We start from the raw sequence: 21,224 nt of genomic DNA on the forward strand, positions 1-21,224 counted from the left end.
AAGCCCAAGGACGGCCCGGCTACGTCATAGCTGTGTCACAACACGAACGGTTCCCTGGTGGGCACATGGGGTCACCGGCCCTGTCGCGCGCCCAGAGTGCTTCATTCCTCCCTGAGCTGCATTCACCCGCTAACCGCCATTGCCTCCCCAAGCGAAGGCAAGATGCGGGATCATGTCTGCCATGACCGAGGTGTCCTCGCTCACAGGGCGGTTGCTCGTGGCAACGCCCGCCCTGGCGGACCCGAACTTCGACCGTGCGGTGGTGCTCCTTCTCGACCACGACGAGGAGGGCTCCCTCGGTGTCGTCCTCAACCGTCCCACCCCGGTGGACGTCGGCGACATCCTGGAGGGCTGGGCGGACCTCGCGGGTGAACCCGGCGTCGTCTTCCAGGGTGGCCCCGTGTCGCTGGACTCGGCCCTGGGGGTCGCCGTCATCCCGGGCGGCGGGACCGTCGACGGTGCGCCGCTGGGCTGGCGCAGAGTGCACGGCGCGATCGGTCTGGTCGACCTGGAGGCACCGCCCGAGCTGCTCGCCTCGGCCCTCGGCAGCTTGAGGATCTTCGCCGGATACGCCGGTTGGGGCCCCGGCCAGCTGGAGGACGAGCTGGTCGAGGGCGCCTGGTACGTCGTCGAGTCCGAGCCCGGCGACGTCTCCTCGCCGTCCCCGGAAGGACTCTGGCGCGAGGTGCTGCGCCGCCAGCGCAACGAACTGGCGATGGTGGCCACGTATCCGGACGACCCTTCGCTCAACTGATGCGTGTGAGCTTCAGTACCCTTGGTCGGTATGAGCACTCTTGAGCCCGAGCGCGGGACTGGTACGGGGACCCTCGTAGAGCCGACGCCACAGGTGTCCCACGGCGACGGCGACCACGAGCGCTTCGCCCACTACGTCCAGAAGGACAAGATCATGGCGAGCGCCCTCGACGGGACCCCCGTCGTGGCGCTGTGCGGCAAGGTGTGGGTGCCCGGCCGCGACCCGAAGAAGTACCCCGTGTGTCCCATGTGCAAGGAGATCTACGAGTCCATGGGCGCCGGCGGCGACCAGGGCAAGGACGGCGACAAGTAACCCGTACCGCCTGAGGTTCGTAAGGCCCCCGAGGCGCGCTGCGGCGCGCTCCGGGGGCTTTTGCGTGTCACGGACTGGTTGAGACCTCTTGTGTGCATGTCCATGTAGTCCCTAGCCTCCGTTGTGCAGGACGAAATGGCCATTGCATATGTTGCAACGCACGCTCGGAGGCCCACTCCATGAAGCTCTCCCAGCGACTGGCCGTGCTCCTGGCGGCCCCGGCCCCCCGGCGTGTCGAGGCCGCCTTCGACGACCCGAAGTCCGCCCGCATGTGTCCGCGCCCTGTACCGCCGCACGGACGTTTTCAGGGAGCTGGGCCTCCAACCCCCGTGGCCCATGGCCGAGTTGGCCTCCACGGCCCGAAGGGTCCGCCGCGAAGCCCGGCCCGTACGGGCTTGTCGTCGGCGGTGCCTACACGTACGGCGCGATGCCGTTCGTCCGGGTCGACGGGCGCGAACTGGCCACCGGCAGCGGGGCGCGTACACCTCCGCCCCGTCCGGAAGCAGGACGCGGCGAAGGCGCCGTATGTGAAGCCGTTCGCGCAGGCGCCGGCCGCGGGGACCAGGTTCGTGCCGGCTCCGCCGGGTGAGGCCCGGGGCGCCCAATGGCTCGGGGCTTCGGAGCGTTTGCGGGTGACGGTACGTCGTGGCTTGTCGTCCAGTTCCCCGCGCCCCTTGGGAGGCTGGAGCGGCCCCTGGCTCCATGTCGTCCCCGCTCTCGTCGTCCTCGGCCTGCTGATCCTGCTCGGTGTGACGCGCCCGGGTACCTGCGGTTGCTGCGCAGGTAGGGGGAGGAGCTGTGAATCTTCTGGGTCTGCGCGTGCGGCGACCGTGGCGGCCCGCGGCGGAGGGCTCGCCACGGCCGTGGACCGTGCCGCCGTCCCTGGATTCCTTCCGGCGGGTGTTCGGACAGCAGGATTTTGGTCGGTATTTCGTCAACGGCCTTGTGGTGGCGGGCAGTGTCGTCATCGTCTCGGCACTGATCGCGCTTCTCGCGGCGACCGCAGTGACGCGATTCCACTTCCGGTTCCGGACCACCCTGTTGATCATGTTTCTGATGGCCTGGATGGTGCCGGTGGAGGTGCTCGCCATCCCCTTGTTCTCCCAGATGCGGGACTTCGGTCTGCTGAACACGCTGGGGTCGCTGGTCCTACCGCACATCGCGTTCTCGCTGCCGTTCGCGATCTGGATGCTGCGGGGGTTCGTGAAGGCGGCCCCGGAGGCATTCTTCTTTCCCCCCCTTGTGTTCCCGGGCCGTGTGGCCACGAGCGTGTTCTCCTTCATCTCGGCCTGGTGTTCTGCAAGCCGGACGATCCTGACGGGGGCGGGGTCATGGCCGCCTCCACAGTCATGACGATTCCGGTACCGGTGTTCTTCGTACTCGTGCAGCGACGGCTGGTCTCCGGGCTGGGCGGAGCGGTAAAAGGACTGACGTGACTTCAGAGACGGAACTGATTCCGGCGCCCCGCCGCGTCCTCGCCGGTGCCGGCGAGGTGCGGCTGACGGCGCGCTCCCAGCTCTACGCCGGTCCGGCGACGGAGGGTGTCGGCCGCTGGCTGCGCACCGTCCTCTGGCAGGCCACCGGACTGCCGTTGAGTGAGGGGCGAGAGCTCGACGACGCCGCCGACGACGGCATCGGGCTCCAGCTCGACCCCGCACTCGGCGCCGAGGAGTACCGCCTCACCAGCGACGGGGACGGCGTCCTCATCGAGGGCGGCAGCGCGGCCGGCGTCTTCTGGGGCGCCCAGACGCTGCGGCAGCTCCTGGGGCCCGACGCCTACCGCAGGGCCCCGCTCGACCGCGACCGTGGCTGGGCCGTGCCGCACCTCACGATCGAGGACTCTCCCCGCTTCCGCTGGCGCGGTCTCATGCTCGACGTCGCCCGGCACTTCATGCCGAAGGAAGGCGTCCTGCGCCACCTCGACCTGATGGCCGCGCACAAACTCAACGTCTTCCACTTCCACCTGACGGACGACCAGGGCTGGCGTGTGGAGATCAAGAGGTATCCACGGCTGACCGAGGCCGGCTCATGGCGGGCGCGCACGAAATTCGGCCACCGGGCCTCGCCGCTGTGGGAGGAGAAGCCGCACGGTGGCTTCTACACCCAGGACGACATCCGCGAGATCGTCGCCCACGCCGCCGAGCGGCATATCACCGTCGTCCCCGAAATCGACGTACCCGGCCACTCACAGGCCGCCATCGCCGCGTATCCGGAACTCGGCAACACCGACGTCATCGACACCACCGCCCTCTCCGTCTGGGACAACTGGGGGATCTCTGCCAACGTACTCGCCCCCACTGACAACACCCTGCGCTTCTACGAAGGGGTGTTCGAGGAACTTCTCGGACTGTTCCCGTCGGAGTTCATCCACGTGGGCGGTGACGAATGCCTCAAGGACCAGTGGCGGCGGTCACCGACCGCGCAGGCCCGCATCAAGGAACTCGGACTCGCGGACGAGGACGGGTTGCAGGCGTGGTTCATCGGACACTTCGACAAGTGGCTGACCGCACGCGGGCGCAGGCTCATCGGCTGGGACGAGATCCTGGAGGGCGGGCTCGCGGAGGGCGCGGCCGTGTCCTCGTGGCGCGGGTACGCGGGCGGGGTCGCCGCTGCCCAGGCCGGTCACGACGTCGTCATGTGCCCCGAGCAGTACGTGTACCTGGACCACCGTCAGGCGGCGGGCGAGGACGAGCCGGTGCCGATCGCCCACGTGCGCACCCTGGAGGACGTCTATCGCTTCGAGCCGGTTCCTCCGGAGCTGACCCCCGACCAGGCCGGGCACGTGCTCGGCACGCAGGCCAACGTGTGGACCGAGGTGATGGAGGACCCCGCACGGGTGGAGTACCAGACGTATCCGCGGCTTTCGGCCTTCGCCGAGGTGGCCTGGAGTGCGCTCCCCGCCCCGGCGGAACGGGACTTCGCCGACTTCGAGCGGCGGATGGCCGTCCACTACCGGCGACTTGACGCCCTGGGAGTGGGCTACCGGCCGCCGGCCGGGCCACTGCCGTGGCAGAAGCGTCCCGGCGTGCTCGGACGGCCGAAGGAGGGGGCGCCCCCGAACAGGTAAGTGAGCTTCCGAACGGGTAAGGCAAAAAGGTCGTAAGCATCACCGAAGAGTGGCAATTCGTGCGCACCGGTGATGCCGTACGAAAACGGGCCATCTCCCTGGTGAAACGGGCGAATGTCTCCTAGCGGACCCCCGTCTTCGGCCCTTGCGAAGATGTGCCAGAGTTGCCACGTCCGCCCTGTCAGCACGTACCGTACGGCGACACAGGTGGGACCAGGTGGGGCAGCGGGAAGGGGCAGCCGGTTTGACCACGCAAGCACCACAGGCGGCGCAGGCTGTCACGTTGCCCACGACGTTGGACGAGGCCGTGGCGGCACTCACCGCCGTGCCCGCCGCCGTCCCGGTGGCCGGCGGCACCGACCTCATGGCCGCCGTCAACTCCGGGCAGCTCAGGCCCGCCGCACTGGTCGGTCTCGGCAGGATCAGCGAGATCCGCGGCTGGCAGTACCAGGACGGACACGCTCTGCTCGGCGCCGGGCTCACGCACGCGCGCATGGGGCGCCCGGACTTCGCGGCCCTGATTCCGGCGCTGGCCGCCGCCGCGCGCGCGGCGGGCCCGCCGCAGATCCGCAACGCGGGCACCCTGGGCGGCAACATCGCCACGGCGTCCCCCACCGGGGACGCGCTGCCGGTGCTGGCCGCCCTGGAGGCGACACTGATCATCGCGGGCCCGGGCGGAGCCCGCCGGGAGATCCCGGTGTCGCACCTGCTGGCCGCGGTCGACATGCTGCGCGCCGGCGAACTCATCGGGTACGTGCGCGTGCCGCTGCTGCACGCGCCGCAGGTCTTCCTGAAGGCGACCGGCCGGACCGGCCCCGGACGCGCGGTCGCGTCCGTCGCGCTCGTCCTCGACCCCGCCCGACGCGGAGTCAGGTGCGCCGTCGGTGCCATAGCGCCGATGCCGCTCAGGCCTCTGGACGCCGAGCAGTGGGTCGCCCGGCTCATCGACTGGGACAACGGCCGGACGATCGTCCCGGAGGCGCTGACCGCCTTCGGCGAGTACGTCGCCGCGGCCTGCATCCCCGACCCCGTTCCCGAACCGGACGGCACCGTCCAACAGCTTCCGCCCGCCGTACTGCACCTGCGGCGCACCGTCGCCGCGCTGGCCCGACGAGCACTGGGGAGGGCGCTGTCGTGACCGACGACCAGCACGGAGAGGGCACGCCCCACGGCGGCGGCCGGTGGGACCCGTTGCCCCAGGGCGACTACGACGACGGCGCCACCGCCTTCGTGAAACTCCCCGAAGGGGGCATCGACGCCCTCCTGGCCTCCGCCGACAGTCCCCTTGCGGCGCCCGGCCACGGCTATGTGCCGCCGCGGATAACGGCCGATCCCGGCTCTGTGGCGGGGGCCGACCCGGCGGCGACCGGCAACTGGGCCGTGCCCGCCGACGGCGCCCAGTGGCCCGACCCCAACGCCGTGCCGCAGGACCCCGCGGGTGACCGGTTCACGTACAACCCCGCGACCACCCAGCAGTGGAACTTCCAGGAGGCGCCGACTCAGGAGTCCGCGCCCGCGCCGGGTCACGATGTGACCGGGCAGTGGTCGATTCCCGTGGCCGGGGGCGACCTTCCGGACGAATCGGGCGAGTTCACCACGTCCTCCCTGGTCCAGCAGTGGGGTGGCACGCCGCCGGCCACGCTCCCGGGTGGCGCCCCCGCCCCCTGGGCGACGGAGGCCGCGGGCCGGCCCTGGGGCCAGCCGCAGACCGAGGAGCCGACGGCGCCCGAGGACGGCTCCGGGCACGCGCGCGAACGCTCCGCCGAGCCCCCGGCCGGTGCGGGGCACGCCTACGAGCAGCCCCCGGCCCACACCGACGGCCGGCCTGTCGGGAGCCCCGGGACTGCCGCCCACGCGCCCGTGGAGCCGGACCGGGCCACGCACGAGCACGAGAACGCGCGGGCGCACACCGCGGAGCAGTCCGGCCCACCGGTCGACGAGTACGGGGCTGAGCCCGCCGCCGACGCCTATGCGGAGACGCCCGCCGAATCCTCCTCACAGGCCGCGCACGGGCCCGGTGAGGCCGCCGGGGCGGCAGCGGACGCCCAGGAGGCCGAAGAGGCGCCTGAGGGGGCCGTGGAGCCGCTCGCGGAGCCCGCGGCGGATACCGGACCCACCGGACCGTCCACGCGGCCTTCGAACGGACCCGCCGCCCCCAACACGCCCGACTCACCGGACGCTTCAGACGCTTCGGGCACTTCAGACAACTCGGTTGGTCCGGACGCAGCCGACGGCTCCGACACCGAGGCCGCCGACGAGGCCCCGCCGCCTTCCGGCGAGGAACACCCCCTGGCCTCCTACGTCCTGCGGGTCAACGGCGTGGAGCGCCCCGTCTCGGACGCCTGGATCGGCGAGTCGCTGCTCTACGTGCTGCGCGAGCGGCTCGGTCTCGCGGGCGCCAAGGACGGCTGCTCGCAGGGCGAGTGCGGGGCCTGCAACGTCCAGGTCGACGGACGCCTCGTGGCCTCCTGCCTGGTGCCCGCCGTGACCGCCGCAGGCAGCGAGGTCCGTACCGTCGAGGGCCTCGCCGTCGACGGGCAGCCGTCGGACGTGCAGCGCGCGCTCGCCCGCTGCGGCGCCGTGCAGTGCGGTTTCTGCGTGCCCGGCATGGCGATGACCGTGCACGACCTGCTGGAGGGCAACCCGGCGCCGACCGAGCTGGAGACCCGCCAGGCCCTGTGCGGCAACCTGTGCCGCTGCTCCGGCTACCGGGGCGTGGTCGACGCCGTCCAGGAGGTCGTCGCCGAACGCGAGGCGCTCTCCGCGGGCGACGGCGCCGAACAGGACGGCGACGAGGCACGTATCCCTCACCAGGCAGGCCCCGGAGCCGGCGGTGTCAACCCGTCGGCGTTCGAAGCACCCGGGGCCATGAACGGGGGTCCCACGGGACCTCATGACCAGGCGTACGGACAGGACGGAGGCCAGGCGTGAGCAACGAAGCCGCCACCGCGACCACCGCCGCGGAGGCAGCACCCGCCCCCGAGCAGCTGCCGCACGGGCTCGGCGCCTCTCTGCCGGCCGCCGACACCCGCGCCAAGACCGAGGGCACGTTCCCGTACGCGGCGGACCTGTGGGCCGAGGGCCTGCTGTGGGCCGCCGTACTGCGCTCCCCGCATCCGCACGCGCGCATTGTGTCCATCGACACGTCCCACGCGCGCGAGATGCCGGGCGTAAGGGCCGTCGTCACGCACGAGGACGTGCCGGGCACCGCCCGCCACGGCCGCCGCAGCGCCGACCGGCCCGTGTTCGCCTCCGAGGTCGTGCGCCACCACGGCGAGCCCATCGCCGCCGTCGCCGCCGACCACCCCGACACCGCGCGCATGGCCGCCGCGGCCGTCATCGTCGAGTACGAGGTACTCGACCCGGTCACCGACCCCGAGCAGGCCTTCGAGGCGGAACCGCTGCACCCCGACGGCAACCTGATCCGGCACATCCCGCTGCGCCACGGCGACCCGGACGCGGCCGGCGAGATCGTGGTCGAGGGCCAGTACCGCATCGGCCGCCAGGACCCGGCCCCCATCGGCGCCGAGGCCGGCCTCGCCGTGCCCCGCCCCGACGGCGGCGTCGAGCTGTACCTGGCCTCCACCGACCCGCACGCGGACCGCGACACCGCCGCCGCCTGCTACGGCCTCGAACCCGAACGCGTCAAGATCGTCGTCACCGGGGTCCCCGGCGCCACGGCCGACCGCGAGGACCAGGGCTTCCAACTCCCGCTGGGCCTGCTGGCGTTGAAGACCGGCTGCCCGGTGAAGCTCACCGCGACGCGTGAAGAGTCCTTCCTGGGCCACACGCACCGCCATCCGACCCTGCTGCGCTACCGCCACCACGCCGACGCCGAGGGCAGGCTGGTGAAGGTCGAGGCGCAGATCCTCCTCGACGCGGGCGCGTACGCCGACACGTCCTCCGAGGCCCTCGCGGCCGCCGTCGGCTTCGCCTGCGGCCCCTACGTCGTCCCGAACGCCTTCATCGAGGGCTGGGCCGTACGCACCAACAACCCGCCCTCCGGCCATGTGCGCGGCGAGGGTGCGATGCAGGTCTGCGCCGCCTACGAGGCCCAGATGGACAAGCTGGCCAAGAGGCTGGGCCTGGACCCGGCGGAACTGCGCCTGCGCAACGCCATGGCCACCGGTGACGTACTCCCGACCGGCCAGACGGTGACATGCCCCGCACCCGTGGCGGAGTTGTTGCAGGCGGTCCGCGACTTCCCGCTGCCCGCGCTGCCCAAGGACACCCCCGAGGAGGAGTGGCTGCTGCCCGGCGGCCCCGAGGGAGCGGGCGAACCGGGCGCGGTGCGCCGAGGCGTGGGCTACGGCCTGGGCATGGTCCACATGCTCGGCGCGGAAGGCGCCGACGAGGTCTCCACGGCGACCGTGAAAGTCCAGGACGGCGTGGCGACGGTGCTGTGCGCGGCCGTCGAGACGGGCCAGGGCTTCACCACGCTGGCCCGCCAGATCGTCCAGGAGACCCTCGGTATCGACGAGGTGCACGTGGCGCCCGTCGACACCGACCAGCCACCCGCCGGCGCGGGCTGCCGAGGCCGCCACACCTGGGTGTCGGGCGGCGCGGTGGAACGGGCGGCCAAGATGGTCCGCACCCAGCTCCTGCAGCCCCTGGCCCACAAGTTCGGCATGTCCACCGAACTGCTCCAGATCACCGACGGCAAGATCACCTCGTACGACGGTGTCCTGTCGACCACCGTCACCGAGGCGATGGACGGCAAGGAACTGTGGGCCACGGCCCAGTGCAGACCCCACCCCACGGAGCCGCTGAACGAGGCCGGCCAGGGGGACGCCTTCGTCGGCATGGCGTTCTGCGCGATCCGCGCGGTCGTCGACGTCGACATCGAACTCGGTTCGGTACGGGTCGTGGAGCTGGCCCTCGCCCAGGACGTCGGCCGGATCCTCAACCCCGCCCAGCTGGCCGCCCGTATCGAGGCGGGCGTCACCCAGGGCGTGGGTATCGCGCTGACGGAGAACCTGCGCACCGCGCGCGGGCTGATCCGCCACCCGGACCTGACGGGTTACGCCCTGCCGACCGCCCTGGACGCACCCGACATCCGGATCGTCAAGCTCGTCGAGGAACGCGACGTGGTCGCCCCGTTCGGCGCGAAGGCGGTCAGCGCGGTCCCGGTCGTCACCTCCCCGGCCGCCGTCGCCTCCGCCGTACGGGCCGCCACGGGCCGCCCGGTGAACCGGCTGCCGATAAGGCCACAGGCCGCCGTGGTGACCGACCGGTGACCGCAGCGGGCGGCACACGTGCGTGGTGACGTCTTCCGCCGCATGATCGTGTCCGGGCGCGAGGAGTACGTCCCCGGGGCGGACGGCGAGAGGGAGGCAGGGCTCCGGCTCCGGCTGCGGTGCGACGCGTAGGGGCCGCGTGTGCACCAGGCCGGCGTACGGCGCCAGATCCTTGGCCGGCACGACGTCCTGCGCCACCGCAGTGAACCCGGCATCCGCGTTCGCGTCGGCGGTCGCCGCCGGCAGCATTGCTGTGGCCGGACAGCTCGGAGCTGACGGCGGGGGAGACGGTGGAGGCGGTCCTCGCGGGACGGGAACGGACGAGGGTGCTCTGAGCGTCCTGTGGTTCGGGCCGTCCTCGCCGGTTCGGGGGCATTGTCAGTGGCGCGGCGTAGTGTTCTGGGCAGTGGGGAACGGCTGCCGGAGCCGTACGGCGTAACGGCACATGCCCGGCCGCGCCCTGCACGGGGACTGTGAGCAGACACATGCGCCGGGGCACATGTGACGAAGCACATGCGGGGGAGCAATGAGTACGACCAGTGCCGCCACGGCGGTGATCACGCTGACCGAGGACCAACTCGATCCGTACGTCAAGCACGGGGCGACGCGCCGCTGGCTGACAGGGCCCGGACTGCCGGGCGACAGCGGCCTGTTCACCTTCGAGGAGCTGGTCCGGGAGGGCCTGCGGACGGTCGGGGACTCCACCGGCGACCCCGACGGGCGCCTGGCGGCGGAGCTGCGGGACCAGCTGGTCATAGGGGCGGTGCTCGACCCCCGGGGCCTGGAGACGGAGTCGGTGCTGCTCGACGGCGCGACGGGGGAGATCGCGACGACGTACTTCCTGCACGACCGCCCCGACCTGATGGGCAGCCGCCCGCTCGCACCGTCCCTCGGCACGCTGGTGCGGTTCGCGACGGCGGCGGACGAACTGGCGGGGCTGCGCGGCCAGTTCGCGTCCTACGCCGGCCGCTTCGGCCCGAAGGCGGCGGCGGAGGCGTCCCGCCACCTGCTGGCGTTGTTCGAGGAGGGCACGGACGGCGAGGTGCCGCTGTTCTGGAAGATGGCGGCCCTGATCCGCCCCCTGTCCCTGATGGCGGGGCCGGGCACGGACTCCGGACTCGCTCTCGACCTCCCCACCCGCCTGCTGGACCGGGAGTTCGGCCACGGCCAGGTGTGGCGCTTCGAGGACGTCGACTTCCCCTCGACCCTCACGCACGAGCCGACCCGCCGCTTCCTGCGCGAGACGGGTCTGCCGGAGGACGGCGTGCTCTTCCACCTCGACACGGACGTCCCCCTGCCGACCCTGGCCGAGCACTACGCCTACCAGGGCCCCGAGGGCTTCGATCCCGCCCGACTTCCGCGCAGGGTCAGCCACTTGATACGACTCGGCCACCTCATCGAGGACAACAGCCTGGTCGTCGACGGCGAAACAGGCGCGGTCCTCAACTGGAGCGAGTCCGAGGCCACCCTGTACCCGCTGAACACAGACGTCTCCACCCTGGCCTTCACCCTCTGGCTCCTCCACCGCGAGAAGGCCGTCGACAAGGCCCTGGCGGGCGAGCTGACGACCGACGCCTACGACCAACTGGCCGCGACGATGCTCCACACGCTGTCGAGCATCGACCCGACCACCCTCACGACGGAACCGGGCCGCCACTACTGGACGGAGGCCTTCCAGGACGAGGCGGGCGGGGTGCTGTGACCACGGACTGGCCGACGAGGCGGCTTCAGGACCCCTCCTGACTGCTCCGGGTGTGCCCCCTGGCTGCCAGCACCTCCCGAACGACCAGCCACACGACCGTCAGCGAACCGCCCATCAACAAGGAGCAGTTTGTGTCCGGGCTCCGCATCATCCACGACTGGGCCGACACCGAGACGGCCGGACAGCCGGCAAGACGACACCCGCCCCGGCGGGCCGCCCTATCCTTCGGCCTGGTCAGGCAGTCAGAGTCGTTCCGTACGGAGGCAGCGACCCTCGGGGCTCCGACGAGCCGATCTGTCAGACCGCAAGCCCATCCACCTACGGTTGACTCGACCCGTTCCAGAAAGTCCTTGCGCGCAAACTTTCCAATTGTCCGCATCGCCGTCCGGGGAGTTCGCAGCGGTCCGCGGGGCAGGCCAGAGGCGATACGCGTGCGACTCTGAACGGTGGCAGCCGTCGATGTACTGGACAAAGACCACGCCAACGAGCGGGTTCGGAACGAGACAGAAGGTCGGCGGACACGGCAGCTGCCTCAGGGTGTTGTCGGCGCCTCTTAGGGCCGCCCTTCTACTTCCGCAATACAACCTTGCTGGACAACCTTCCCGCCTATGATCAGGCTATGACTGATCGTCCATTCCCGACGCCAAGCAGCGACGATGTAATTGCGGCACTTGAACGTACAGGATTCCTGCTTGAGCAGCGAGTTGCGCAGGAAGTAAGGGCTGCAGGATTTTATGTCCAGACGGGGCGTGCGTTCAGAGACCCGGAGGAGGGCAAATCGAGGGAAGTGGACGTTTATGCCTTTAAGCGTCTTTTTGTGAATGAGAAAGGTGATATCAGTCTGGGTGTGAAGCTTCTGATCGAGTGCAAGAAATCGACCGGGCCCTATGTTGTCTTGGGGAGGAAGCTAAGTGATGACGAAAGAAATAGGTCTCCTCATTCTCACGCGATGCCGATTAATTCCGTGAAATGGGAAGAGAAGGGTGAAGGGCTTCGAATTTACTACAAAAGCAAAAGTCTCTGGAATGTGCTTGGTTTGCATGAACTGCCTCATAGTCCGAGTCGAGATGAGAAGAAGGGTCTTCAACTAGTCAGGATGCACTTGAAGAACAAGGAGTGGCAAGCCGATAATTCTGCCATCTTCGACTCCTTGACTCTTCCCCTGATGAAAGCGGTTGAAGCGTTTAGGCCACCCCGTGACAAGGCTTCCGTTATTCCAAAGTATGCTCACATGGAGCTGTGCTTTCCTGCTGTCGTGACCAGCGGCGAAGTTTTCTATGTTGACGCGGATGCGGGTGATCCCTTGGCTGAGCGGGTGGAATGGGTGTCGATTGACCGAGATATCGACATGGAGGGTATGAGTGGGAATTTCTCCATGGATGTTGTGAGCTACGATTCGTTGGGTGACTATTTGACTACTCGGATTCTCGGATTCTGTGAGGAGGTGAGAGAGGTTGTGATTTCTGATCCGGAAAGATTGCGAACTCGTGAGATTCCGTCTCCCCGTTGAAACAGGGCGGCGAAAAGCTGATTTTCGATAGGGTCTGCAATTCTGAGGGCGTCAGCGAGTCGGTATGGAGTGCCGAGTGGTTCGTTGGTGGGGAACCGGTGACTGTCGGCCGTTGACCGAGAAGGTGACGGGCCTGTTTTGCGGGCAGGCGGGGCCAGGGTCGGTGAACGCTTCATTGACCCGCACTGAAGACGGAAGCTATGCACCACGCCAGGGTCACGACCTTTACCGAGGACGCCTCACGGCTGTGGACCGGTAACGCACGCCGCATGATGGCCACTTGGCGCAACCGCGCGATGGGAGCCGTGCGGCTGAGCGGCGTCACGAACATCGAGGCCGGCCTGTCGCAACGCCTGCGACGTACGGTGCCAGCGCGCTCTCCGGGGGCTCGAATGATCATGAACCGCACAGCATGCAGCTACGCCAGGGCTCTGGGTTACGCCAAGGCTCTGGGTGACGTCCTCCTCCTCGGTCGGTCCATCCTGGCTGACGTTGTCTTACCGCAAACTGCGTAGCTGAAACGGCCTGTTGCGGAAAGGGACGGCTCGCTGGCCAAGATCAGGGCTAACCTGATGCCCCGTCTCCTCGCGGCCCAACGGCCGGGACTAGCGAAAGGTGGACATCGACAGTGACGCCGATGCTCCCTTCGACCTCCACACTTCCCTCATTGGGTTTGGGTACATTTCCGTTCAGCGGAGTGTTCACCCCTCTTGATCAGCAAGCCGCCAGTGACGTGCTGAGGGCTTTCGTGGAGGCCGGCGGATGGTATATCGAGACGGCTCCGGTCTACGCACCCAACGGAATCAACTTCGAGCAACTCATTAAATCCGTCGGCCGCGAGAGGCTTTTTATCGCCACGAAGTGCGTGACCGGAAGAGACGCCACCGGCGCGACAGTTCGCAGCGGCAAGTCACATCATCTGCGGGAGCAGTGTCACAGTGAACTCAAGCGCCTGGGTGTCAACCATCTCGATCTGCTGCAACTGCACACGGTCCCGGAAGACGCCAGCGCCGAGGAGTCGTTCGGAACCCTGCAGGAGCTGAAGGCCGAAGGGCTCGTACGCAACGTAGGTGCTTCGAACGTGTCCCTGGCTCAGCTCAAGGCCTTCCAGGCCGTCGGCCCCGTCGACTTCGTCCAGAACCGCTTCTCCTTCATCTACCGGGCCCAGCACCGGGAAATCGAGGGCTTCTGTCTTGAGAACGGCACGCTGCTGAATCCCTATCAGGTCATTGAACGAGGTCTGCTCACCGACAGCCCCCGCCAAGCGTTCCGCGATGGAGACCTTCGCAACAATAAGTACGAGTACAGCGGAGACGTGTACGCGTACGTCCGATCCTGGGTACTCAGTGACCTGAAGCCCATCGCCGAGACGCATGGTGTTTCGGTGACTCGTTTGGCCCTCGGATGGGCCGTGCACCAGCCGGCAGTGGGCGTCATCCCTGTTGGCGCCACCTCCACGGAACAGGTCCGCGCCAACACGGCGGCCTCGATCGGTCCCCTGCTAGCCGATGTCATCGTCGAGATGGAGTCGGCCTTCGAGCGCCTTGAGGGTGCTGTCCGTGAACGCGTGGGCCTCTCGTTGGACGAGTACCGGGGGCTTTGAGGTGACCGCCGAGGACGAACTGTGCATTCAGGACACGAAGGTGTGTGGGGGGCCGGCGGTCGAGCCGGGCAGTGTGGTCTCGCTGCTCTACCGCGTGGCGCTCGCTGCGGAGGACCTCGAGACCGGACGCTGCATAGAGACAAATTACAGTCCGGACATCCCCATCACGGTCACGCTCGAACGTGATCAGCTGCTCCCTGGCGTCTACGAGGCGCTCTTGGGGATGCGCTCGGGTGGTTCGGTGAGGCGGGTCCATATCCCCGCTGCGCTGGCATTCGGAGACCGAGGTGCTCGAGGCGTACCACCAGGCTCCGGCCTGTGGGTGGAGATATGCGTCATGCATATTGGCCAGTCCCCGCCCGAGCCGGACACAAACCGTACGGCCGCCGGACTCACGAGCACTGGTGGCGGATGAACACGGTCCACCGGTCAGCGGTCCTCGAAGGTCATGTGGAGATCGGCTCGAACAACGTCATCGGCCCCGGTGTCACCATCAGGGGTCCAGTGATCATGGGGGACGGTAACTATATCGGCCCGGGAGCCTCGGTGGGATGGTTCAGTCGTGAACGTCTCGAAGGCAGCCATCGTCTTGCCGACCCGTTACCGTCGGAGGAATCCGCAGTCGTTATCGGTAGTAATACGATGCTGTTTGACAAGGCAGTCATCTTCAAACCGATGTTCAAGGAAACGCGGATCGAGGACAACGTCGAGGTCGGTGCACACGTGATCGTCGGTCACGACTGCATCATTCATGAATCTGCCATTCTTTCACCCCACGTTGCGCTAGGGGCATACGTCACTGTCGGATCGCGCGCGAACCTGGGAATCGCCAGTGCGGTTCACAATAGGCTCACCATCGGCGGACTCGCCATGTGCGGAATGGCTTCGGCGATCGTCGGGCATGTGCCACCTGGAGCGCTTGTCTATGGCAACCCGGCCCGAATCCACGGTGTGAACAGCGTCGGCCTGGCCCGCGCCGGCTTCCCTGAGGGCGAAATCGAGACCGTACTGGCCTCTCTGCGTGGGCATCCCGTCAAACCGGGAAACGGCATCAGGGAACTCATCGAGCAATACCGTGCCGATGTTCAAAAATGGCCGACCAGTAAGAAGGAGGTCCGGTGGGGGACCCTCAAGTCGTCATCGTCGCCGGAGTCCGACCCCAGTATGTGAAGACTAGAGCGGTCCTGTGGCTCCTCGAACGGCATCATCCCCGCATCGCCGAGCGAACCGTGACCTTCGACATAGCTCAGCACTACAGCCCAGAACTCTCCGATGAAATTGTCGCGGATTTGGGATTTTCATTCACTCATCGGCTCACCCATGCTCCTAACCGTCGGCTACGGGGCGTCATCCTGGGACGCGCCATCTCGGAACTCTCCACCTTCCTCGACGGCCTACGGTCCAGACCCGCAGTGATGGTCTTCGGAGACGCGTCGAGTGGGCTGGCGGGGGCCCTCGCGGCCCACGACGCGCAGTTACCCCTCATCCATGTCGAGGCGGGTGCGCGACGGGACCCACGAGAGATCGAGCACCACAACAGCGTCGTCATCGATTGTCTGGCGCACAAACGTCTGGCGTACACAGAGCGCGCCATGACCGCATTGGCGGAAGAGGGTCGGGCAGAAGGCAGTTTCCTCGTCGGAGATGTTTCCTACGACTGGTACCGGGACAGGTATGCCGAGCAGTTCGCCTGTCCCCGCCCTCAGGGGCTGGCCCCCGTCCTAGTCTCCATGCACCGCCCTGCGAACATGACGGCGGAGACGATGCAGATGGTCGCCGAAGCGCTCCTGGCCACTGGCCGGGAGGTTCGCTGGCTGGACTTCCCCCGCGCACGGCCGTATTTGGGCCCGCTTCGCAAGATGGGAGTCACCATCGTCAGGCTCATGAACCACCAAGAAGCGATCGGTGAACTCACCCGCAGCGCCTATGTGTTCACGGACAGCGGCGGTCTGAGCCGAGAGGCGCACTACTTTCGCTGCCCTGTCGTGATGCGTCGTGACGTCGGTGGCTGGCCGGAGCTGGCCGCTACTGGTTTTCTCTACTCGCTGACCGGGCGCACACCGCAGGACATCGACTCAGCCATCATGTGGGCAGAGTCCGCAAAGGTCCCTGACCTGGACCAGTCGCCGCTCATCGTGTCGGGCGGGGGCGCACTGATCGCAGATCTCGTTCGGGCAAGCACACGACGAGAAATCGGGTGAACGCGGTGGTGCGCGCATGGCGTTCGGTCTGGAGCCGCTGGACCTTGCTGGCGGTTGTGTGCCTCCTGCTCACCATGGACGCGTATGGCGTGTCCTTCTTCGGTTCCGGCAGGATCGATCCGAAGCGAGTGGGTGATCTGGGAGAGTGGTTTGCTGGAGCAGCCACGGCCGGCGCGGTGATTATGGCGGCCTCCGGTCTGCGCAGAGACCGCATTGAGTCGGAACTGGCAAGGGACCGCCGTGAAAGAGCGGCAACCGGCGAGGTGTACTCATGGGTGGAATTGCGCCAACTCAGGCCGGGACGCAAGACGCCGGTCCTGTTGGTCGTCAACCGAACAACCAGTCCGATCTACGACTGGAAAGTGACCTTGATCGGATGCAGGCACCGGCCGGTCAGCCATGAGACGCACGGACCCTTGCTCCCTGAGGCACGTGTCATTGAACTCGATGAGGACGACCTCGCACACCCCACGGCTTCGTCGCCGGTGAAGACGATGGTGTCTTTCACCAGCTCTGTGGGGAAGAGGCTCAAACGGGATTCGAGCGGACTGCTGACGGAGGTCGAGCAGTGAACCCAGACGAGGACGACTGGTCCAGCGCCCGATCCCACGCCCACGTGGAAGCAGCCCTGGAAGCCCTCTATGAGGACCTTGCCTACATTCGGGGTGGTATGGGGCAACGAGGTCCGGCGCGGCTCAGTCTCCAGAACATCTACGTCCCCCTTAGGTCCGACATCAACATCGACCTGACCGTGGAACGTTACGCACCGTCCTCGGTCGTGGTCCGCCAGGCCGCGAGCGAGCTGGGGACCGCTGCCGCTGAAGGCCCCGACATCAGCATCACCAGCAGAAGCCGCAATGTGGACACGGGCCTCCTCCATCTCCTGCTCACGCGGTGCCAAACTCTGATCGCGGAAGGAGCGCTGCGGGGTCTGCGTCTGGCGCCACGGCCACTGATCGCGGCCCCCTTGTGGGCGGACGGACAACGTTTGAACATAGCCGTCCTGGAAGCCGCCTCAGCCGTCAACGTCTTCCGCCGAGCCGTACTCCTTGGCCCACCCGGCAGCGGTAAGAGCACCCTCGCGAAGATTCTCGCCCTCGCTCATCTGCGTCCACTGACTCGCCTGGGCGGGGAGACGCCCGACTCGCTGGGTCTGTGGAAGTCCAACCCACTCGTCCCGATCTTTGTCGAGCTCCGGCATCTCGCGGCCTTCCCGGAATTCCCTTCGGTGGACCAACCGGCTAATGTCGAGCACTTGCTGCACTATGTTCAGCAAGTGATCTGCAAAGGGGATGCGGAGCTTTACTCATATCTGATCGGTGAGCTGTACGGCAGCCGGGCATACCTCATTCTGGACGGGCTCGACGAAGTCCCCATCCCGCATGACATCCCCGACGCTCTTGAGTTTCGGCGAGAACAAGTGACCGGCCTCATCGCCTCGGTGACCAGTCGGTTCCGACAACTCAAGATCCTGGTGACCAGCAGGCCCGCAGGCTATTCCGGCTGGACCCTGCCTGATTTCGATGTGCTCTATCTTGTCCCGCTCTCAACAACGGAGACGCGATCCCTGATTCATTCATGGTACCGAGGCATGGGGCACCCGGAGGACTGGTGTGCTGAGCGGACCGCCCGCCTGGAAACCCAACTGCCGTCCATTCCGGAAAGTCTGAGATCGCAGCCGCTCTTCGTCTCGCTCCTCGCTCAGCTTTACGAATCGAGCGACGCCGACCTGCCCAGGCAACGCGGCGCCCTGCTGGCCGAGGCGATCGACCTTCTCCTGGGCGCTTGGTCGCTCCCGCGAACCGGCGAGGCGTCCCTCCCTGATGTTCTCGGCTGCACGACGCAGCAACTCCTCTCCCGCCTCGAGGTGATCGCCCTGAAGTCACTGCAGAGTGGCGGGCTCAGTTACAGGCCTGACGAACCATCGATCCCGCGCTCACTGATCCTCGACGAACTGTACGAACTCGGCTCCCATGTGAACCCGGCGGGTGCGCTCGATTACATAAGCCAGCATGCCGGCATCATGACTTCGCCGGCTCCACGCCGGTACCGATTCGCGCATCGGCTGTTCCAGGAGTACTTGGCCGCCTCAGCCATCGCGAAGTCGCAGTCCCCAGGCCCCTTGATGATCGACCTGCTGAAGGCAGGTCTGCCCATATGGCGAGAGGTGGCACTGCTTCTTGCCGACGTCCTCACGAACAACAGACGAGGGAGCGATGTCTGGGAATTCGTCGGCGACCTGGTCGCTTCGTCCGGCCCTCGACTTCAGCTGATGGCCGCGGACATCGTGGTGGATCAGTCCAGCACACTGGCACGGACCGGACGTATCTACGAGTCCATCGCACCCGTGCTGCGCAACGCTTTTCGCCGTGTCCTGACAAGCACGGAGTTGGCGCCGGACGAGCGTCGGCGCGTGGGAAGCGCCCTGGCCTGGGTCACCGACGACCGGCCGGGCGTGGGGATCGACGATCAATGCCTCCCCGACCTCGATTGGTGCGTGATACCCGGCGGTCGGGCAGTTCTCGGCACGAACGCTGCTACTCGCCGGGCGCTGGACAGATACGGCACTGGATGGTCGTACGAACGCGAGGAACCGCCGCACCATGTCGATGTCCACGCCTTCGACATGTCGAGGTATCCGATCACCATCGAGCAGTACCAGTCGTTCGTGGAGGCAGCCGACGGGTACAGCGCGGATCGATGGTGGCCGCCAGGCGGCCTCGAATGGAAGAAGGCCAACCCTCCGGCTGCCCGAACAGCGGGCCTGCCGGGCAACGCCCCTCAGGGAAACGTCACCTGGTACGAAGCGACCGCGTTCTGTGCCTGGCTTTCGGAACGATCGGGCCAGGCAGTACGGCTGCCGACCGAGGCGGAGTGGGAATGGGCCGGGCGCGGCCCGGTCGGCGCACTTTACCCGTGGGGGGACCCTCCGGACGACTCGCTCGCGAACACGCGTGAGGTAGGGGTGCTCCAGCCCATGTCCGTCGGATCCTTCGAGAACGTCACCCCCTGGGGCCCCTTCGGCCCGTGCGATCTGATTGGCAACGTGTGGGAATGGTGCAGCTCTGCCGTGGAGACCGACAACCACGCTTTCGCCTACCCATACGACGTGTCAGACGGGCGGGAACGTTGCTCGGGCGGCGACAGGGTCAAAAGGGCGACCCGCGGCGGCTATTTCGGCACTTCTCAAGCGGTGTCGCGATCCACTTTGCGCGGTCGCGACATCCCTTCCGTGCGCGTGGAAAGGCAGGGTTTCCGTCCGGTTCGGTCCAGGAGCGAGGCTTCCGTGAGTGTCACGCATCATCGAGTTGCGGTACGAGAAGGCCTGAATCTGCATGTTCAGGCGAGTGAGTTAGAAGGGCAACAATCCACCAAGCCGGTGATCGTGTTCGTACACGGATTCATCACCTCAGGCACCGAGAACCACGGGATCTTCGTGCGTGCCGCTCGGCTGGCTCACCAACGCGGATATCCGACCGTATTGTTCGATTTTGAGGGAACGGGCTACAGCGACGGGGACTACAGTGATTTCCTTGTCACAACGGCCGTCGCGGACCTCGACTCCATTGTGAACTGGGCAGTGGGAACAGTCAGGTGCAATGGTAGCGCCGTGCTCTTCGGACAGAGCCTGGGTTCGGCTCTGGCAGTTGTGGCGCAGGCTGGCTTGCCGAGCCGTATTTCCGCACTCGTGCTCTGGAACCTTTCCGCCAACTTCGAGGACCGGTATCCGTCACTGTTCGGATTGTCCACAGACGCTTCGGAGGGCCAGTGCGTGGCACGCAAGGGCTATATGGTCGGGGGCGATTTCCTGAGGGACGCGGGCACGGTGGACGTACTCGCTCATGCCGCGGCCATCTCCTGCCCCACACTGCTGCTCAACTGCACAGGGGACGACGTGGGTGACGTTTCCATCGCGCAGGAGGCGGCTCGCCTCGCGACTCGTGTCGAGCCGACCCTGAGAAGCCTTGATGCCAACCACTCGTTCAACTGCGAGCGTTCACTTGAACTGGAGGCCGTCTGCACCTCGTTGGACTGGCTGGACGCGGCACTCAGGTAGGGGACTCACAGTCGTTGACAACGCGCTGGATGCGGTACCACTCCCGTACCCCCGTCCATTCCCGCATACGCGGGTCGTGCTCGGGAAGCCAGAGAGAGCCGTCGACCTTCTGGTGCCTGTAGTGGTCCAAGAGTCTGGATTTGGCACGCGTGTCATGACGATAGGTCAGATCAGCTGGGCCGGACGCGCTGAATGTCCAGATCTCCGTCGGCCCCGTCGATCCTGCCAGGGACATGACTGCGTCGTGCACGCACCGGTGCTGTGGATGGCCGTACTCGCCCGTGAAGCCATGGGTGATCACCACGTCGGCGTCCGTGAACAACCCTGTCTGGCGCACGGCCGCCCAAATGGTCCGGACTCGCTCCTGGTAGTTCGCGTCCTGCCTGGTCGACGTTTGCGGCAGGTTGGGTATGTGGAGTTGCGACGATCCGGCGTCGAGGTCGCAGCAGACGGCATCGAATGCGGCGACCCTGCGCCGCCTGCGCTCGATCTCCAGCGGCAAAGGCGCTGTGACCTCGCGCGGTGCGCTGGTCGTCTCCACGCTGGTCACGACCACCACGTGCAGGTGTGCCATAACCGGTCGCATTTCGGCGAGCAGCGCACCACAGAACAGTGCTTCGTCGTCGAAGTGGGCAACGACGACCCGGACGCGAGCCCCAGCCAAATGGGCCGGTGACGGCTGACGATCAGTTGGAGGATCTTTGCTCGCGGCGCACATGAGTGAGAGGTTGTATCTCTACTGCCTCTCCGTCAAGGGTTCCTGGCCGGGACATACTTTTTT

The 21,224-nt window shown here is 67.2% G+C and carries 15 protein-coding genes and 1 pseudogene; 15 read left to right on the top strand and 1 reads right to left on the bottom strand.

All coding sequences use genetic code 11. From position 1 onward, the window contains the following. The first annotated feature begins 181 nt into the window (after positions 1-181). The 15 genes and pseudogenes from LJ657_RS34145 (at position 182) to LJ657_RS48750 (ending at position 20,443) form a co-directional block, all read left to right on the top strand. Positions 182-754, top strand: coding sequence for a YqgE/AlgH family protein (locus LJ657_RS34145; protein WP_232652785.1), 573 nt, complete (start codon positions 182-184; stop codon positions 752-754). A gap of 30 nt (positions 755-784) precedes the next feature. Beyond that, positions 785-1,066, top strand: coding sequence for a DUF3039 domain-containing protein (locus LJ657_RS34150; protein WP_232652786.1), 282 nt, complete (start codon positions 785-787; stop codon positions 1,064-1,066). 798 nt (positions 1,067-1,864) lie between these two features. Further along, positions 1,865-2,502: pseudogene (locus tag LJ657_RS34160) on the top strand (carbohydrate ABC transporter permease). Next, complete coding sequence (locus LJ657_RS34165; RefSeq protein ID WP_372488007.1) at positions 2,499-4,133, top strand: beta-N-acetylhexosaminidase; 1,635 nt, start codon at positions 2,499-2,501, stop codon at positions 4,131-4,133. Before LJ657_RS34160 ends, LJ657_RS34165 begins: the two are co-directional and overlap by 4 nt. A 244-nt stretch (positions 4,134-4,377) precedes the next feature. After that, on the top strand, positions 4,378-5,271 hold the full coding sequence (locus tag LJ657_RS34170; RefSeq protein ID WP_232652787.1) for an FAD binding domain-containing protein: 894 nt from the start codon (positions 4,378-4,380) through the stop codon (positions 5,269-5,271). After that, positions 5,268-7,064, top strand: a complete 1,797-nt coding sequence (locus tag LJ657_RS34175; protein ID WP_232652788.1) for a 2Fe-2S iron-sulfur cluster-binding protein — start codon at positions 5,268-5,270, stop codon at positions 7,062-7,064. The genes LJ657_RS34170 and LJ657_RS34175 overlap by 4 nt, the downstream gene beginning before the upstream one ends. Next, positions 7,061-9,370 (top strand): xanthine dehydrogenase family protein molybdopterin-binding subunit, encoded by a 2,310-nt coding sequence (locus LJ657_RS34180; protein ID WP_232652789.1) that lies wholly within the window; start codon positions 7,061-7,063, stop codon positions 9,368-9,370. The genes LJ657_RS34175 and LJ657_RS34180 overlap by 4 nt, the downstream gene beginning before the upstream one ends. A 526-nt stretch (positions 9,371-9,896) precedes the next feature. Further along, positions 9,897-11,072, top strand: a complete 1,176-nt coding sequence (locus tag LJ657_RS34190) for an SUKH-4 family immunity protein (RefSeq protein WP_232652790.1) — start codon at positions 9,897-9,899, stop codon at positions 11,070-11,072. A 586-nt stretch (positions 11,073-11,658) separates the two neighbouring features. Then, the gene (locus LJ657_RS34195; RefSeq protein WP_232652791.1) at positions 11,659-12,582 is read left to right on the top strand and encodes a DUF4143 domain-containing protein; all 924 of its coding nucleotides are present in this window, start codon (positions 11,659-11,661) and stop codon (positions 12,580-12,582) included. Between the two features lie 637 nt (positions 12,583-13,219). Then, on the top strand, positions 13,220-14,185 hold the full coding sequence (locus LJ657_RS34200; RefSeq protein WP_232652859.1) for an aldo/keto reductase: 966 nt from the start codon (positions 13,220-13,222) through the stop codon (positions 14,183-14,185). Next, a complete protein-coding gene (locus tag LJ657_RS49135) occupies positions 14,091-14,600 on the top strand; it encodes an FKBP-type peptidyl-prolyl cis-trans isomerase (protein ID WP_372488008.1) in 510 nt (169 codons plus the stop codon). Before LJ657_RS34200 ends, LJ657_RS49135 begins: the two co-directional genes overlap by 95 nt. Then, positions 14,597-15,355: an acyl-ACP--UDP-N-acetylglucosamine O-acyltransferase family protein gene (locus LJ657_RS34205; RefSeq protein WP_232652792.1), complete on the top strand. Its 759-nt coding sequence runs from the start codon at positions 14,597-14,599 to the stop codon at positions 15,353-15,355. Before LJ657_RS49135 ends, LJ657_RS34205 begins: the two co-directional genes overlap by 4 nt. A 59-nt stretch (positions 15,356-15,414) precedes the next feature. Then, the gene (locus LJ657_RS34210; protein WP_232652793.1) at positions 15,415-16,386 is read left to right on the top strand and encodes a UDP-N-acetylglucosamine 2-epimerase; all 972 of its coding nucleotides are present in this window, start codon (positions 15,415-15,417) and stop codon (positions 16,384-16,386) included. Beyond that, positions 16,383-16,958 carry a hypothetical protein gene (locus LJ657_RS34215; RefSeq protein ID WP_232652794.1) on the top strand — a complete coding sequence of 192 codons (576 nt, stop codon included), beginning with the start codon at positions 16,383-16,385 and terminating at the stop codon, positions 16,956-16,958. The genes LJ657_RS34210 and LJ657_RS34215 overlap by 4 nt, the downstream gene beginning before the upstream one ends. 44 nt (positions 16,959-17,002) lie before the next feature. After that, complete coding sequence (locus tag LJ657_RS48750) at positions 17,003-20,443, top strand: alpha/beta fold hydrolase (RefSeq protein WP_232652795.1); 3,441 nt, start codon at positions 17,003-17,005, stop codon at positions 20,441-20,443. On the opposite strand, the gene LJ657_RS34225 is transcribed toward LJ657_RS48750, so the two are convergent. Further along, positions 20,436-21,161 carry a PIG-L family deacetylase gene (locus LJ657_RS34225; RefSeq protein ID WP_232652796.1) on the bottom strand — a complete coding sequence of 242 codons (726 nt, stop codon included), beginning with the start codon at positions 21,159-21,161 and terminating at the stop codon, positions 20,436-20,438. The two genes, LJ657_RS48750 and LJ657_RS34225, sit on opposite strands and share 8 nt — an antisense overlap. Positions 21,162-21,224 lie beyond the last annotated feature (63 nt).

The sequence above is a fragment of the Streptomyces guryensis genome (assembly GCF_021261325.1).
GTDB classification, from domain to species: domain Bacteria; phylum Actinomycetota; class Actinomycetes; order Streptomycetales; family Streptomycetaceae; genus Streptomyces; species Streptomyces guryensis.